Source organism: Lipingzhangella rawalii (assembly GCF_031628175.1).
Classification (GTDB): Bacteria; Actinomycetota; Actinomycetes; order Streptosporangiales; family Streptosporangiaceae; genus Lipingzhangella_A; species Lipingzhangella_A rawalii.
This window is the reverse complement of record NZ_JAVLVT010000010.1, coordinates 92,008-107,075: the sequence shown is the minus strand read 5'-3', so window position 1 is coordinate 107,075 and position 15,068 is coordinate 92,008. Positions and strand designations below refer to the sequence as shown.

Here is a 15,068-nt window from a genome sequence, read left to right as displayed (position 1 = left end):
GCGGTGCCTGCGTGCCTGGTAGCTGCCGCCGGGGACGGCCGCGCAGAATGGCGCCCATGGCCTTGGTGTGGTGGTCGCGGCGTCGAACCCGCCGGGCGTTGCGGCACCCGCGGGAGAACACGCTGCTGGCCGTGTGTATCGCGGTCACCCTGCTCACCCTGCTTGGCGTGGTGAATCGTGCCCAGACGGGGGAGGCAGGCCAGTCCGTGTTCCTGTTGGGACTACCCCTGCTCGTCCTGTTCACCCGTGGCCAGCTCTACGCCCGACAGCGGGCGAACGGCGTGCGGATCACCCCGGACCAGTTTCCCGAGGCCCATGCCATGGTGCGCCAGGCCGCACACCACTTCGGCCTACCGCGGGTACCCGACGCCTACGTGGTCCTCGGCAACGGTGTCATCAACGCGTTCGCCTCGGGACACGGGTTTCGCCGCTACGTTGCGATCCACAGTGACCTGTTCGAGGTGGGTGGTCGGCTCGCCGACCCAGAAGCGCTCCGGTTCGTGATCGGCCACGAGGTGGGGCACATCGCGGCGGGGCACGCCTCCTACTGGAGGCAGGTCGGCATCTCGGTTGCCACTCTCATTCCCGGTGTGGGATCGAGCCTGAGCCGGGCCCAGGAGTACACCGCCGACAATCACGCCCACGCCTACTGTCCGCATGGGATGCAGGGGCTGCGCATTCTTACCTGCGGAAAATATCTCTACCCCCAGGTTGATTTCGCTGCCGTCGCGGCGCGAGCCACCACCGAGCGTGACTTCTTCGTGTGGCTGGTGAACCTGTTGTCGTCCCATCCGGTCAACACCTGGAGGTTCGCCGCACTGGCAGACCGCGACCGGCCGGGACGCATCCTCTAGGGAGTGTTTCTTGAACGCTTTCGGATGAGGGAGTGGCTCTCCAGGGCGAGGTCTCGCAAGCCGATGTGCGAACGGCATCCTGGTTTGGCTGTGTGCGCGCATCGGCGCAGCGCGCGTCGTCCTGGGAGACGCGAGCCCGAAATGGCTCACGAAACAGGACCTAGCTCCCGTTACCTGGCACTGGGGACCTCGGGGTGCTCACCCGGTGGCGGCATCCCCCAGGCGTTCGACGGCTCCGATGAGTTCCGCTCCGGTGAACATTGCGGCGTCGTTGTGGTCCGCTCCGGGGATCTCCAGTTCCTCGTGCAGGTTTCCCGCGGCCGCCGCGACCTCACGGCTCTGCTCCGGAGGAACGATCGAGTCCGCCCCGCCATAGATGACGGTCGTGGGTGCCCGAATCTCGCCGATGCGGTCGATCGTCGGGTAGCGGTCCCACAGCAGGGTCCTGACCGGAAGGATTGGATAGTGACTGCGTCCCAGAGCGGCCAGGTCGGTATAGGGCGACCGCAGGACCAGGCCCGCGGGGGGACGTTCCAGGGCGAGTTCGGTCACCACCCCGGTGCCCAGACTCTCCCCGTAGTAGAGCGTCCGCTCGGCGGGAAATCCGGCCTCGGTCAGCTCCTCCTGGGCGGCGCGCACATCCAGGGCGAGCCCCTCTTCGGTGGGGTTGCCGTCGTTGCCGCCGTAGCCCCGATAATCGAACAGGAGGACGGTGAACCCGGCGTCGCGCAGTTCGGCGGCGAACGGTGCCCGGGAAGCGCGGCTGCCGGCGTTTCCGTTGGCCACCAGCACCGCCATACCGCGGTCGGTCTGAGCATCCGCGGGGATCAGCCACGCCCCCAGCGCCACTCCGTCCTCGGTGTTCAGAACGAGCTCCGTGGCCGCGGCGACGTGCTCTGTGGCCGGCCCCGGATCGGCCGCACCCGGGAGGTAGATGAGCTTGCGCTGCCCCACGTACAGCAGTCCGAGTAGGACCAGAAGCACAACGAGAACCACGAGGACGACCCGTAGTGTGCCGCTGCCGAGTTCATCCAGTGCGATCGCCACGGTCTCAGGCTGGCAGAGCGGTGGGGTGTGTGGTCAACCGCCGGAAACGAACGCGCTGCGTCCCCGACGGTCGACCACAGTGACATCAGGGGGCGGCACCGGTGGTGTACTTTTCGGCGAGATGCTGCGGCAGCGGTTCGTGCCGAAGGTACTCGCGGCTGAACGTGCCGGTGCCGTGCGACAGCGAACGCAGGTCGATTGCGTAGCGCGAGATCTCCAGTTCCGGGACCTCCGCCCTGATCCGTACCCGCCCCGCGCCGATCGGCTCGTTGCCCAGGACACGGCCGCGTCGGGCGGAGAGGTCGCTCATCACCGCGCCAACGTAGTCCTCATCGACAACGACGGTGACGTGGTCGACCGGCTCCAACATGGAAACCCGCGCGTTCTCGGCCGCGTCCTTGAGGGCGAGTTTCCCGGCTTTCTGGAATGCCATGTCCGAGGAGTCCACCGAGTGGGACTTGCCGTCGTACAGTGTGACCCGGATGTCCACCACGGGATAGCCCGATTTCACCCCCTGCTCCATCTGGGCTCGGATCCCCTTCTCCACTGAGGGAATGTACTGGCGGGGCACAACTCCCCCGACGACCTTGTCCACGAACTCCAGGCCCGATCCGGGGGGCAGTGGTTCTACCGCGATGTGGCAGATGCCGTACTCGCCGTGCCCGCCGGTCTGCTTCACATTGCGGCCCTTGCCTTGGGCGGGAACCGTGAAGGTCTCCCGCAGGGGGACCCGCACCGGCTCTGTCTCAACTTTGACTCCGTAGCGGTTGTTCAGCCGGTCCATGATGACGTCCAGGTGCGCCTCGCCCATACACCACAGCACCAGCTGGTGCGTCTCCGGGTTTACCTCCACCTGGAGCGTGAGGTCCTCACTGGCGATGCGGGATACCGCCTGTGCCAGCCGGTCCTCGTCGGACTTCGCCGCCGGGCGCAGCGCCACGGGCAGGAGTGGCTCGGGAAAGCTCCACGGCGAGATGCGTAGCGGGTAGTCCCGCTGGGAGATGGTGTCGCCGGTCTCAGCCGAGGCCAGTTTCGCCACCGCGCACACGTCCCCGGCGATGACCTCGCCACAGGGGCGGGTGTGTTTCCCGAGCGGAGACGACACGGTACCGATGCGCTCGTCGGTGTCGTGTTCGCCCTGACCACGCTCAACGTGGCCGTGGCCACAGATGTGCACTGTGACATCCGGTCGTAGCGTCCCAGAGAACACGCGCACGAGGCTGATCCTGCCCACATAGGGATCACTGCTGGTTTTGAGGACCTCCGCGGCCAGCGGCCCCTCCGGGTCGCAGCTGAGCTCCGGTAGCGGAGCGCCCTCGGGAGTCGTCACCTCCGGCAGCGGGCGTTCGGTGGGGTTCGGGCAGGCGCGGGGAATTTCGGTGAGTAGCTCGGAGATTCCGATACCCCGAGTTCCCGACACGGGAAGCACAGGATGGAACCGTCCGCGCAACACCGCTGTCTCGAGATCGGCGATGAGCGCGTCCGGATCGAGCGCCTCGCCGGCCAGATACTGCTCCATGAGGCGCTCGTCCTCGCTTTCCTGGATGATGCCCTCTACGAGCGCCTCCCGTGCGGTGGCCACCTCCGCGGCGAGGTCGTCGGGAAGTTCCGGGGTTGGGGAGGAGTCCTCGGAGGCGCCGTGAGTCGGCGGATACCAGCGCCCGGACAGTACCCCCACCAGACCGGAAACGTCTCGGTCCTCGCCCTGGCCTTGGTACGCGGGCAGATAGGCGGGAAGCACGCCCGGGCCGAAACGCTCCCGACACTGCTCGACCGTTCCGGCCGTGTCCGCGCGTTGATGGTCGATCTTTGTGAGGGCCACCGCACGTGGCATGCCAACGCGCGCGCACTCCTCCCAGAGCATGGCGCTTCGTCCGTCCACCCCGTCCACGGCCGAGACCACGAACAGGGCGGCATCCGCCGCCCGCAGCCCCGCCCGCAGGTCGCCCACGAAATCGGCATAGCCCGGGGTGTCCAGGAGGTTGATCTTGGTGGTACCGACCCAGATCGGTTCCAGGGTCAGCGCGACCGATCGGTTCTGTCGGATCTCCACTGTGTCGAAGTCGCTGGTCGTGGTGCCGTCCTCGACTCGTCCGGCACGTTCGATCGTTCCGCTGCCATACAGCAGTGCCTCAATAAGCGTCGTCTTTCCTGCGCCGGACGGGCCAACCAGTACCACGTTGCGGATCGCCGTGGGCTGGTCGACCGTCGACACCCTGCCGGAGGGTGCTGAACCGGACCGGTCCGCCATGCTCATCGCCTCCCTGTGGGTCGTGCCGCTCCTGCCGCGAATGTGATACACGACACGTACCCACGTTCGCCCGGAGTGGCTCATATCACAAGGGGGAAACCGGGGTGGCCTCGGGGCGGTGTGCACCGTGCCCCGTGGCTGGGGTACGGCGGTTCTGGCCTCCATGGGTGGCTCCCAGGCGATGGAGCCCAGGTGGGGCCGATGTGGGTGGCACGGGGTGGGTATCCCCAACCGTGCGCCACCCGTCACCGGCAGGTTCCATGCCAGCAGGGGCACAGACACGCCGGAACATCTCTGCGGAGAGCCCGCATGAATGGCGCCTCTGGGGGATTGCCAGCAACACCATGCGGGGCACGCTGGGCGGGGGCGTAGTATCCACCCCTGTCAACGATCTAGGCTTTGCCCGTGCCTTGGTCCGAAACTGATCCGGGACTCAGCGCGATTGCATTCGTTCTCGCTGTGATCCTGCTCGTCTACACCGCGCTGGGCCAGCCGCTGTTGGGATGGTGGCTACGCCGGTGGGTGGAGCGTCGTCGGCAGAGTACCCCCGGTGCCCTGAGGCGCTTCTACCTGGTCACCGTGGCGGTCCAGACCTCCTGGATCGTGCTGGCCGCGCTTATTCTGCTCACCTCTCCACAGCTCACCGCCAGTGATCTGGGGCTGCGGATCCCGCACGCCTGGTTGCCGATCGCAGCCGGTGCACTGGGACTCGGGGCTGCACTCGGGGCGATCTGGTTGATCGACTGGGCTCGTTCCCGAGCCGGGGAGCGGCGCAGCCGCGGTGAATCGACGGATCCCGCCGCGGATCTCGTCTCGGTGTTGAGCCCGCACACCAGGCCCGAACGGCGTCTGTACGGAGCCTCCCTGATCGTTGCGGGTGTCGCCGAAGAAGTGCTGTATCGGGCTCTGCTGCCGGTCATCCTGGTAGTGGTGGGCCTGCCGTGGTGGATCGCCGTGGCGGCGGCCGTGGTTCTGTTCGCCTTGGCGCACGTGTACCAGGGCTGGTGGGGTCTGGTCGGTCCGGGCCTGTTCGGTGCCCTCCTCATGGCACTCTACATCGGTACCGGCAGCCTCCTGGTGCCGATCCTGGTGCATCTCGGGGTCGCGGTCTGGACCCTGGCACGCACCGGACGTGGACGCCGGCACCGCTAGGTGTGCTCCTGCGGGTGAGATCCGCTGCGGGCACGATGTCACGTGACGTCCCGCACCCTGGCCCGCGGGTCGTGGTGTGCGGCAGCGTTACCGGGCGCGTAGGACAGCCCACGGAATAGCAGCCCGCGGGGGGCGGAGGCACGCCTGCGCCCCTACGGTCGCCCGGGGAAGAGTGCTGGTGGGGGTAGTGGCGCGTCCGCCGGCGGCGTCGGGCACTGGGCGCCCTCCCCCGCACGAGGGCCAGCGGGGGTGTGCTGGGGGACTGTTCGTTGACCCCGGATGTGGTCGCTGACCATATCCGGCCCGGAACCGAGGACATGGGTACCCCCGCGCCTATGGCGGTCAACGGTCGGGCAGGATGGGGGAGTGCGTGACGATACCCTCCGCCTCGGCGTGGCCCCCGACCCGAGCCACGCGGACTGGACCCAGCAGCGGATCCGCACGCCCGATGGTGTGTGGCTGGATGGTGCCCTCCTCGCCGGTCCCGCGGGGACGAGGAGCGCCATCGTGCTGGCCAACGGGTTCACCCGCAGCTGGCGCCACGAACCGACCCAGCGCATCGCACGGCGCCTGTGCGTCCACGGGTCCGTCCAGATGTTCGACTTTCGTGGTCACCACCGATCTGGTGGGGTCAGCACGGTCGGAAAGGCTGAGGTCACCGACCTTCAGTCCGTGGTGACCCACCTGCGGGCACACGGCTACCGGACCATCACCACGGTGGGCTTCTCCATGGGGGCCAGTGTCGTGCTGCGCCACGCCGCCGAACACGGGGGTGTCACGGCCGTGGTGGCCGTCAGTGGGCCGGGCCAGTGGTACTACCGCGGAACCAGGCCGATGCGACTGCTGCACCGCGGGGTGGAGCATCCGCTTGGACGGCTGGCGCTACGCACGGCCTACGGGGTGCGGGTAACGAACCGGCGCTGGGACCCGGCGCCCGCGGACCCCACACAGGCAGCCGCCCGGCTGTCGAGCACCCCATTGCTGGTCGTGCATGGGGACAGTGACGACTTCTTCCCCGTGGACCATGCCGAACGCATCCACACGGCTGCCGGTGCGCACAGTGAACTCTGGATCGAGCCGGGGTTCGGACACGCCGAACGCGCGATCTCGACCGAGCTGGTGGAGCGTATCGGGACGTGGGTGGCCGGGGTGACCAGCCCCGCGTCCGCGCCCCCGTCCTGAGCGCGCCACCCGCACGGCCCGTTCGTGCCGAAACGGCCCGGCCATGCGGATGGCGCGCGGACCCGGCCCGCTAGAACACCGAGACGTGCGGGTGATCGTAGTGGTTCGCGGTGATTCCCCCGCGGTCCTCCATGGCGGTCCAGCCGGAGGAGTTGCGGGCGTCCCAGATCTGTTGTTCCCAGATCACGTACTTGACTCCAAGCCGGTCGGCGTTGGCCACCAGATAATCCGAGATCTCCTGGCCCAGGGCCTGGTTCTCTGGAGTCGGCATCTGGCCGTTGGCGCTCATCATGAAGTCGCAGGCGCGCCCGCTGCCATGGTCTCCGGGATCCCCCGGGCGGTAGCAACCGACCGGGTAGGGAGCTCCGAACCTGTCGATGATCTCGTCACGGACCGCGGCCATCCGTGGGGTCACCTCGTGGAATCCGGGGCCTTCCGCGCCGGCCGGGCCGATCTCGCCGCCGCCCGTGCCGCTGGTGTCATCCTCCGGAGCCGCGGGAGTCTCCTCCTGCTCGTAGCGTTCGATCATGTCCAGCACGTCGTCGCGCTGCTCCTCCAGGTCGTCAACCAGATCGGCGGCCTCCGCGAGCTGCTCCGCCGCCTCATCCTCCGCATCCTGAGCCTCCTGTTGCAGGTCAATCAGGTTGTCGATCTGCTGACTGTCGTTCTGGGCGAGGTGGTCGGCCATGGACGCGTCGGCCAGGGTCCGTTCCAGGTCCTCACCGTCCAGGACGATCTCCAAGGCGGGATCCACGCCGCTGCCGGTGTAGGTGCTGGCGGCAAGCTGGCGTACACGTTCCCGCGCCTCGTCCAGGTCCTCCTCAAGTTCCGCGAGTTCCTCCTCGGCCGAGGTAACAGCTTCCTCCGCGTTCGTGAACTGGATCAGCTCGTCGTCGTAGTCCTCTTCCAGCGCCGCGGCACGCTCCTGGAGCTCCTCCAGGCTGAGGTCCTCGAGGTCCTCCTCGGGCTCGGCGTGCGCGGGGCCGGGGATGCCGAGCATGACGCCGGTGAGTAGGCCAACGCCCGTACCGTGCCGGAGGCGACGTCCCCAGGGTCGGGCGGGGCTCGGCGCTGCATCCGAATTGGTTATCACCGTTGTGCTGCCTCCTCGGGGCCGGCCGGGACGACCGGGACTAAAGGGAGACGCGTCGCAGTGCGACGCGGTCGGACCGTGGGCGCGGGGATGCGCACGGGGCTACAGGAAGGGCAAGCCCCCGTGGGCAGAGCCGTGGGGTCGCGCCCGACATCTCGACGAACTCTACGAGATCTGTCCGTTATGTGCCTAGTCGATGTGCGGTGTGACTCACCGGGAGCCGCCGGGCACACCCCCACCGAAGGCGCTGGGCAACGGCGATGCCGCGGGCCGCTCCGGCAGGAACCACTCCGAGCTGCGGACCTCCCGTAGGGCCGCACGCCGGTGTTCCGGGGCGAGCCGGTCCAGATAGAGGATGCCGTCGAGGTGTTCGGTCTCGTGCTGGAGACAGCGGGCCATGAGATCACTGCCGCGCACCGTCACCGGCTCGTTGCGTAGGTCGACTCCGGTGACGACGGCGTGCCGGGCCCGACGTGTCGGATACCACAGCCCAGGCACGGACAGGCATCCCTCCTCGCCGTCCTGGGTCTCGGTGGACAGCTCGGCGAGCTCGGGGTTGATGACGTAGCCGACCGCGCCGTCGACGCTGTAACTGAACACCCGCAGTCCGACGCCGATCTGTGGGGCCGCCAGCCCGGCTCGCCCAGGGGCGTCCACGGTCTCCAGCAGATCGCTGACCAGGGACTCGGTGTGGGCATCGAATGTTGTGACCGGGGCGGCCGGAGTCGTCAGCACCGGGTCACCGAAGTACACGATGGGCCGAACAGTCATGCTCGTCAGCTTACGACAGCGGCCGAAGCGGCACGTGCGCACTGTCCAGACATGCACGTATCGTCGCTGTCGCTGTCGTCGCCGCCGTCGCTGGGTACGAACTCAGGCCCGACTCGGGGTCAGGGCATCGTCCAGCACCATCTCGATGTAGTCGAGCGCGGCCCTGCGCCGCGTGAGCGAGTTCTCGTACAACGAGGGGGGACTGGAGCCGCGACGGATGCGTAGGCACTCGTTGACAATGTCCTGCCAGCGCCGTTCGAAGGCGTGCAGTGCGTAGAAGCCGGCCCCGGACTTGGACGTGATTTCACCGGTGCGCAGGGTGAAGTGCAGCCGGCTGACGCTGAGCACACTCCAGGACGGAGCCAGCGAACCGAGCACGGCCAGCCCCCGTGGCGTGACCAGACGGCCGGCCGCGGCCCGCCACCGGCGCCACTGCTCGTCGAGTGTGCCCAGTGACCAGCTGCGGAGGGTCTCCAATTCGTCCCAGACATCCATCTCCAGCGGCATAGGTCCACGTACCGGGACCCCACGCTCGGCGAGGATGTGCCAGGTGACCGGGTTGACGTCCGGGCTGGACCTGGTGCGGAAACGTCCCCCCAGAACCGAGGGCACGCGGGAGCAGGACCGTGGGTCACTCGCAAGGTCCTCCCAGGTCACGTGAATACCGTTGAACTGGGGGTGGGTGTGCTGGGCGCGAACGTGACCGTGCGCGCGGCGCAGCGCATCCTGGTCGGCGTCTGTGGGACGACGCGCGGTGACCACGACGAAATCGATGTCACTGACGTGCGGACGGAAGTCACCGAGTGCGACCGATCCGGTGAGATAGAGGCCTTCCACGAGGCCCGGGGCCTCAGCGTCAGCGCTGTGGAGGAACGTGTCCGCCACGGCCTGTGCGCGTGGATGGACTGGCATCTGCGCTCCCGTTCTGCGTCCCTGGGCCCGTCGTCGGGGTACGTGGAGGTCCCAGGCCTCCACGGCGGACCCTGTCTGCTGGCCTGCTGTGATGCTGGCGTTGCCGCACCAGCCACGGCGACGCTGCCGTAACTCCAGTCTGGTGAGTAGAGCCGGTGACTGGCAAGTTGTCGCACCGAACTCGCACCCAGGCTCCCCGGCCGGGGGTAGTGCTGGCACCACCCCGGGCCGTGGTGGCGCCCGGATGACCGTACCCATCCAGGGATGGACCCGAACCGAGTCGGTCTCGGTGCTGTTGGACCGGCTCCAGCGCACGCCCGGTGCCAGCCGAAGCCTACCCGTTCCAGAGGTGCGGACGCCCCCCAGAAACCGGAAGTGCACGAGTGATCAGTGGTTCTTTGGGGTGTCGTGATCTTTGGATATGGGAAGCAATTCAATCTAAGTTGCGTTTCGGCTCTCCGGGGAATCTGGTGTCAGATAGAGAGTGGACGTCTTAGGGGTTCAACGACTGGCATGTCGGGTGTGTGGAATATGGATCACACATTTCTTTCGTCTCTCATATCCCTCGACATATCAGGTGAAACAGATGCTCGGGATCGCATGCGGGGGCGTATCGAAGAGGAGTTGATCATGAATTCGTCGAATCCGTCACTCGTACTGGTCGCCGCGGACCGTGGCGACGCTGGCCGGAGGCAGGCTCTGGACGAGTTGGCACGGGCCACCGAGCGCTGCGCCGAGGCCGCTGTCCATCGAGCCTTCGGTTCGCTTGCCGAGGTTCTCGCCACCGTGGAGTCCGTCTCGGGCCCCCGGGTGCTCATCCCCGTGTTCCTCGCCGGTGGCGACCAGGCCAGCGCGCGCATGTGTGCCCAGCTGCCGCCGACCCTGAGCGGAAACGTGATTGCCAATGATCCCCTCGGCGTCAGCCCAGCCCTGATTGCCCATCTCGCCGTCCGTGTCCGAGAGGCCGGTTGGGAACCGGGTGACGGAGTCGTCCTGCTGGCCGACGCGGCCGGCGGGGCGCAGCAGCGCCGGCAGGTGGCGGTTGCGGCCCAGATGCTGCGCCGGCATGTCGACACGCCGGTTCATCTCGCCCACGCGCGTCGTGGGGTGTCCTCCGCCCGGACCGCGGTGCACCGTCTACGCCGCAGCGGCTATCGGCGGGTGGTGCTGGCTCCCTGGCGGCTGGTTCCGGGACCGGAGCGGGAGGAGCGGGAGCTGCGTTCCGCGGGCGCGGACGCTGTCGCCGCACCCCTCTGGCCGGCGCAGCGGGTCGTGGACACGGTTCTGGCCCAGCACCGGATGGCGTGTGCTCGCCTCGCTGCTTGATCCGGCTCCGGCAATGCGGGGATTCGCGATACCCCCCCCGCAAAACCTGGTGGGCGCGAGGCTGACCATCGGGTGAACCGCCGGTGACCGCGGCTGTGCCGCGGGAGGCGACCCGGCTGCGACCTCCGGGGTTGTTCCCGGTCACAGGCACGCGACGGTTTCGGGGGGCGTTAGTGTCCACCCGCGTGTCCCCGGCGGCACCCGCACCTGCTGTCCCGGATCGTGGCTACTCTGGCTGCGCCACTCCGAACGAGGGGCCACGGAAGGGGAGTGCACACAGTCATGAGCTTGCTGGAAGCCATTCTGTTGGGCGTGGTGCAGGGCCTGTTCATGTTCGTTCCGGTCAGTTCCACCAGCCACCTGGTGTTGGCGCAGCACTGGTTGCAGGACCAGGGGTCGGCCATCGCCAATCCCGAGTCCGCGGACATGATGCTGTTCGACCTGGTCGTGCATGTGGGAACCCTCGTGTCGATCGCGGTGGTGTTCCGCAACGACCTGTGGCGTCTGCTCACACGCACCGTGGCCGACCTGCGCTCCAGATGTGGCGGCGGCCCTCCAACCGAGGGGCTCTACCTGCGCCTGTTCCTGTTGGGGATGCTGTCCACGGCCATCACCGGTGTACTGGCACTGCCCGTTCGGGAGCTGGTGGCCGAGGATGTGTTCGCAACCGCCCTGGCCCTCGTCTTCATGTGGACGGCGACGGGGGCCGTGCTGTGGTGGACGGACATTCTCGGGCCCCGGCGCCGTGGCCTGCGCGATCTGACACCGTGGATCGCCGTGGGGATCGGGCTGGTGCAGGCGGCCGCGCTCGTTCCGGGGCTGTCCCGGAGCGGGATCACGATTGTGGTGGCGCTCCTGCTGGGGCTGCGGCGCCGGTGGGCGGCCGAGTACAGCTTCTTCATCGCAATTCCGACCATTCTGGGGCTGACGCTCGGGCAGTTCGTCCTTGAGGCGGATGAACTCTCGGCGGTCGATCCGCTTCCCCTGCTGGTGGCGTTCGTGGTCGCCGCCGTGGTGGGAACCTTCGCGCTGCTGCTGGTGCTGCGTCTGCTCTATCGCGCGCGGATGCGGTATTTCGCCTACTATCTGTGGGGCCTGGCGGCGATCGTGTCCGTATGGCAGCTCGGCCCGATACCGGGAGGGAGCCTCGCCCTCGGGCTCGGGCTGGTCACCGCCCTCATCCTGGTTCTGGTGACGCGCTACCAGCGGCACCGGCCGGTGCGCCCCGGCAGCCAGCGCAGGCCCCGGTCCATCGAGGATCGCGGGAGCTGACGATGGCCCCCGGCTTCGCGGGCGTCCCGCCGGCAGGACCCGTAGGCTGGAGTGCGGGCGCTGAGCCGCTGTCCCTGACAGCGCGCCTCACCAGACCGCGAGGAGGAACGGACGGACGTCTGCGCAGATTCTGCACGGTGCACCGGGCGACCATGGGGCTCATCTGGTGTCTCGGTTCGCGTCGCCAGCCGGTCGTCGTCCGGACGGCTCGGCGACAACGAGGACACGGCGGACGTCAACCCGTGGATGGGATGGGCGTGTGTCATCGACGGGGCGACGCAACCCGCCGGAGTCGTCACCGGATGTCAACACGGGGTGGCCTGGCTCGTGCAGCGGCTACGGACCCACGTGCGACGGTATCTCGATGCCCCGGACGCCGGGCGGAGATCCCTGGCCGAGCTGCTCGCCGCCGCCATTGTGGAGCTGCGTGCCGACCACGCGGGCCGATGTGACCTCACCAACCCCGACACTCCCTCGGCGACGGTCGCCCTGGCGCGCGGCACGGACCGGGGGCTGGAATATCTCGTCCTCGGGGACGCCGTGGTGCTGCTCCCCCCGACGACGTCGATCCCCGCCCCGGAAAGGTCGCCCGAGCCGGCGCGGGCGATCACCGACGATCGGGTGGAACGGCTGCCCGGTGGCCGCCCGTACTCCAGAGACCTGGTCCGTTCCCACCGCAACGTCACCGGCGGCTTCTGGGTCGCCAGCACCGCCGTGCAGGCCGCCTTCGCCGCCCAGCGCGGACACGTGGAGCCGCGGCCCTCCGGGTTTGCCCTGCTGACTGATGGCGGGGCTCGGCTGGCCACCCAGTACGGGTACTCCTGGTCCCAGGTGTGGGCCATGTTGGAGGGGCAGGGGCCGGCCCACCTGCTCGATCTGGTGCGCGCAGCAGAGCAAGCCGATCCTCCGACGCACGGAAAGCGGCACGACGACGCCACGGTGGTCCACGTCAGTACCCGTGACGTCGTCGCCGCGATCTCGCCTGTCACGCCTCCGCAAGCGTCAGCAGCGTCTCGACCTCCGCGCGGGACACAACGTCACCCTCGTTGTTGAGGCGCGCCGCAGCAGCGATGGGGGCCATGGCACGGCACGCCTCGTGGAGCCGTTCTTCGCTGCGGCCGATGGCAGCTGCCAGCACCGCCACTCGCTCGTTGACCTCCCGGAGGCTCTCGGCACGCCACAGCGCCCAGTCGACCGCGTCGAAAGCCGGCTCGCCGGCACAGCCACGCGGGTCGATAGCCACCAGGCCTCGCTCGGTACCGCCTTCGAGGACGTTGCCCGGGTGTAGATCCCCGTGCAGCGGAACCGCTCCGTCGGTCTCCGCGGTGAGGTCACGCGCGCGGGCACGTCCCGTGTGCAGCAGGGAGACAGACACGACCTCGGCTGCGGCTCCTTCGGCGCAACGCCACTCCCACTGCTCGAAGAAGTAGTTGACCAGGGAATGCAGTGGGCTCAGCTCCTGCCACTGCTGTGGGGGCACGCTGACCGCGTGCAGCTCGGTCAACAGTTGCGCCACGCGTTCCAGGTGTGGGAGGACACCGGTGGACCGGATCGTGTGGCCCGGCTCGATACCTTCCAACAGGGCCGCGCCGGTGTGTTCGTCCAGTTCCAACACGGCCGGTACACGTCCGGTGTCTCGCCACAGTTCGAGGGTGCGTGCCTCGGCGGTGACCAGTCCGGCATCCGGTGAGATCTTCAGCATGCACGGGGTGCCGTCGTCCCGGTGACAGCGCAGTACCACCGAGGTGCGCCCCGGGGGAGCCGAGCCGTCGATGTGCAGGTTCCACCGTCGGCACAGCTCGGCGACGAGGTCACCGAGTCCGGTAATCCATTCCCGGGCGCCCGAGCCAAACCTACGCTCCAGCCACGCTCGGTGCCGCTCGTCCACCCAACCCACAGTCTGGCCATCCATGCCCACACTCTACGAAGCGCCGGCCAGTGATGCGTGAGTCACGCCACAACCACGGATGTGACGAGGGCATTCTCGGGACAGCTGGGGCTGCCTCCCCTAGCCTGGGCGGCGTGTTCGTCCGTCGTCCCACGCCACGCGCCACCAGAGCTCGGATCCGGTTCGTGGTGCTGCTGGTCGTGGTGGCCGGAGTGCTCGGAGTGGGCGCCATGCACACCCTGGGGCACGTGAGCGAGGCCCAGCACCACACGGCGCCCGTCGCGGCGGCAGTGGACACGCACCACGCTTCGGGGGACGCTACGGGCGCACCGCTGCCCACCTTCGACCCCACCACGATGTGCTTGGCGGTCGGGGGATTCGTTCTCGCCCTGGTCGCGTTGCTCGTTCCTCGTCTGCCCCGGTGGCCGGATCGGGTGCCATTGCCGCCGCGCTGGTTGGGCCAGTCCGTGCTGGCGCGGGCACCGCGGCCCCACCGATCCACCCTCGCTCAGCTCCAGGTGATGCGGGTTTAGATGCCCCTGACGGAGCGTCATAGAAAGCGTGACACTCCGTATCCGGTCCTGGTGTGAATTGGAGTTGTGAGGAGTTGGATCAGTCATGTCCACATACGTCCCCTCGGCCACTACCGTTGCGCTGATCGCCGCAGGACTACTGCTGGTGGGCTGCGCCGAAGACGGCGACACTACCGAAAGTACCGAGGACACCGGAGAAGCCGGGGACACCGGGGACACCGAGACCGATGAGCACGGGGAGGCCGTGTTCAACGAGGCGGACGTGGCCTTCGCCCGGATGATGATTCCGCACCACGAGCAGGCCATCGAGATGTCCGAGCTTGCCGAGGATCGGGCGGGGCCCGAGGTGCTTGATCTCGCGGAGGAGATCGAGGCTGCCCAGCAGCCCGAGATCGACCAGATGCAGGACATGCTCCAGGACTGGGGCGTCGCCCCGGACGAGGAGATGGACCACGACGACATGGACGACGACAGTGCTGATCACGCGGATCACGCGGATATGGAGGGGATGCTGTCTCCGGAGCAGATGGACGAACTCGCGGCCGTGGAGGGTGCGGAGTTCGACGAGCTGTTCGTGGAGTACATGATCGAACACCACGAGGGTGCGATCCTCATGTCCGAGGAGGTGCTGGCCGAGGGAAGTAGCCCTGAGGCCCACGACCTCGCCGAGGACATCATCGCGGTGCAGGAGTCCGAGATCGACGAGATGGAGACCCTGCTCGACGGGTGAGTGTCCGGGCTGGGCGTCGACATCGGCGCCCAGCCCAGCCCGGTGCGGGTGGACGGC

The 15,068-nt window shown here is 68.2% G+C and carries 13 protein-coding genes and 1 pseudogene; 8 read left to right on the top strand and 6 right to left on the bottom strand.

Annotated elements, in window-relative coordinates; all coding sequences use genetic code 11:
* The first annotated feature begins 56 nt into the window (after positions 1-56).
* Positions 57-854 (top strand): M48 family metallopeptidase, encoded by a 798-nt coding sequence (locus RIF23_RS17970; RefSeq protein ID WP_310913756.1) that lies wholly within the window; start codon positions 57-59, stop codon positions 852-854.
* Positions 855-1,052: 198 nt separating this feature from the next.
* Here RIF23_RS17970 and RIF23_RS17965 read toward each other — a convergent pair whose 3' ends face one another.
* Entirely contained in the window at positions 1,053-1,901 is an 849-nt protein-coding gene (locus tag RIF23_RS17965) for an alpha/beta hydrolase (RefSeq protein WP_310913755.1), read from the bottom strand.
* Between the two features lie 85 nt (positions 1,902-1,986).
* A complete protein-coding gene (locus tag RIF23_RS17960) occupies positions 1,987-4,152 on the bottom strand; it encodes an elongation factor G-like protein EF-G2 (RefSeq protein ID WP_310913754.1) in 2,166 nt (721 codons plus the stop codon).
* A 405-nt stretch (positions 4,153-4,557) separates the two neighbouring features.
* Between RIF23_RS17960 and RIF23_RS17955 the strand changes: the two genes are divergently transcribed.
* Complete coding sequence (locus tag RIF23_RS17955; protein ID WP_310913752.1) at positions 4,558-5,304, top strand: CPBP family intramembrane glutamic endopeptidase; 747 nt, start codon at positions 4,558-4,560, stop codon at positions 5,302-5,304.
* Between the two features lie 366 nt (positions 5,305-5,670).
* On the top strand, positions 5,671-6,486 hold the full coding sequence (locus RIF23_RS17950) for an alpha/beta hydrolase (RefSeq protein WP_310913751.1): 816 nt from the start codon (positions 5,671-5,673) through the stop codon (positions 6,484-6,486).
* Between the two features lie 70 nt (positions 6,487-6,556).
* Here the strand turns inward: RIF23_RS17950 and RIF23_RS17945 are convergent, their stop codons facing one another.
* The 3 genes from RIF23_RS17945 to RIF23_RS17935 form a co-directional block, all read right to left on the bottom strand.
* Positions 6,557-7,579, bottom strand: a complete 1,023-nt coding sequence (locus RIF23_RS17945) for a coiled-coil domain-containing protein (protein WP_310913750.1) — start codon at positions 7,577-7,579, stop codon at positions 6,557-6,559.
* A gap of 210 nt (positions 7,580-7,789) precedes the next feature.
* A complete protein-coding gene (def, locus tag RIF23_RS17940; RefSeq protein ID WP_310913749.1) occupies positions 7,790-8,350 on the bottom strand; it encodes a peptide deformylase in 561 nt (186 codons plus the stop codon).
* A 102-nt stretch (positions 8,351-8,452) separates the two neighbouring features.
* Positions 8,453-9,262 (bottom strand): nucleotidyltransferase domain-containing protein, encoded by an 810-nt coding sequence (locus RIF23_RS17935; RefSeq protein WP_310913748.1) that lies wholly within the window; start codon positions 9,260-9,262, stop codon positions 8,453-8,455.
* A gap of 630 nt (positions 9,263-9,892) precedes the next feature.
* Between RIF23_RS17935 and RIF23_RS17930 the strand changes: the two genes are divergently transcribed.
* The 3 genes and pseudogenes from RIF23_RS17930 to RIF23_RS17920 all read left to right on the top strand — a co-directional run.
* Positions 9,893-10,588: a sirohydrochlorin chelatase gene (locus tag RIF23_RS17930; protein WP_310913747.1), complete on the top strand. Its 696-nt coding sequence runs from the start codon at positions 9,893-9,895 to the stop codon at positions 10,586-10,588.
* A gap of 282 nt (positions 10,589-10,870) precedes the next feature.
* Positions 10,871-11,860 carry an undecaprenyl-diphosphate phosphatase gene (locus RIF23_RS17925; protein WP_310913746.1) on the top strand — a complete coding sequence of 330 codons (990 nt, stop codon included), beginning with the start codon at positions 10,871-10,873 and terminating at the stop codon, positions 11,858-11,860.
* Between the two features lie 228 nt (positions 11,861-12,088).
* Positions 12,089-12,913, top strand: a pseudogene (locus RIF23_RS17920) (protein phosphatase 2C domain-containing protein); the annotation flags it as partial.
* Here RIF23_RS17920 and RIF23_RS17915 read toward each other — a convergent pair.
* Entirely contained in the window at positions 12,846-13,772 is a 927-nt protein-coding gene (locus RIF23_RS17915) for an aminoglycoside phosphotransferase family protein (RefSeq protein ID WP_310913745.1), read from the bottom strand. The pseudogene RIF23_RS17920 and the gene RIF23_RS17915 overlap by 68 nt on opposite strands.
* Positions 13,773-13,801: 29 nt before the next feature.
* Here RIF23_RS17915 and RIF23_RS17910 point away from each other — a divergent pair, with 29 nt between their 5' ends.
* Both RIF23_RS17910 and RIF23_RS17905 read left to right on the top strand, forming a co-directional pair.
* Positions 13,802-14,281, top strand: a complete 480-nt coding sequence (locus RIF23_RS17910) for a DUF6153 family protein (protein ID WP_310913744.1) — start codon at positions 13,802-13,804, stop codon at positions 14,279-14,281.
* A gap of 85 nt (positions 14,282-14,366) precedes the next feature.
* The gene (locus RIF23_RS17905) at positions 14,367-15,011 is read left to right on the top strand and encodes a DUF305 domain-containing protein (RefSeq protein ID WP_310913743.1); all 645 of its coding nucleotides are present in this window, start codon (positions 14,367-14,369) and stop codon (positions 15,009-15,011) included.
* The last annotated feature ends 57 nt before the right edge of the window (positions 15,012-15,068 follow it).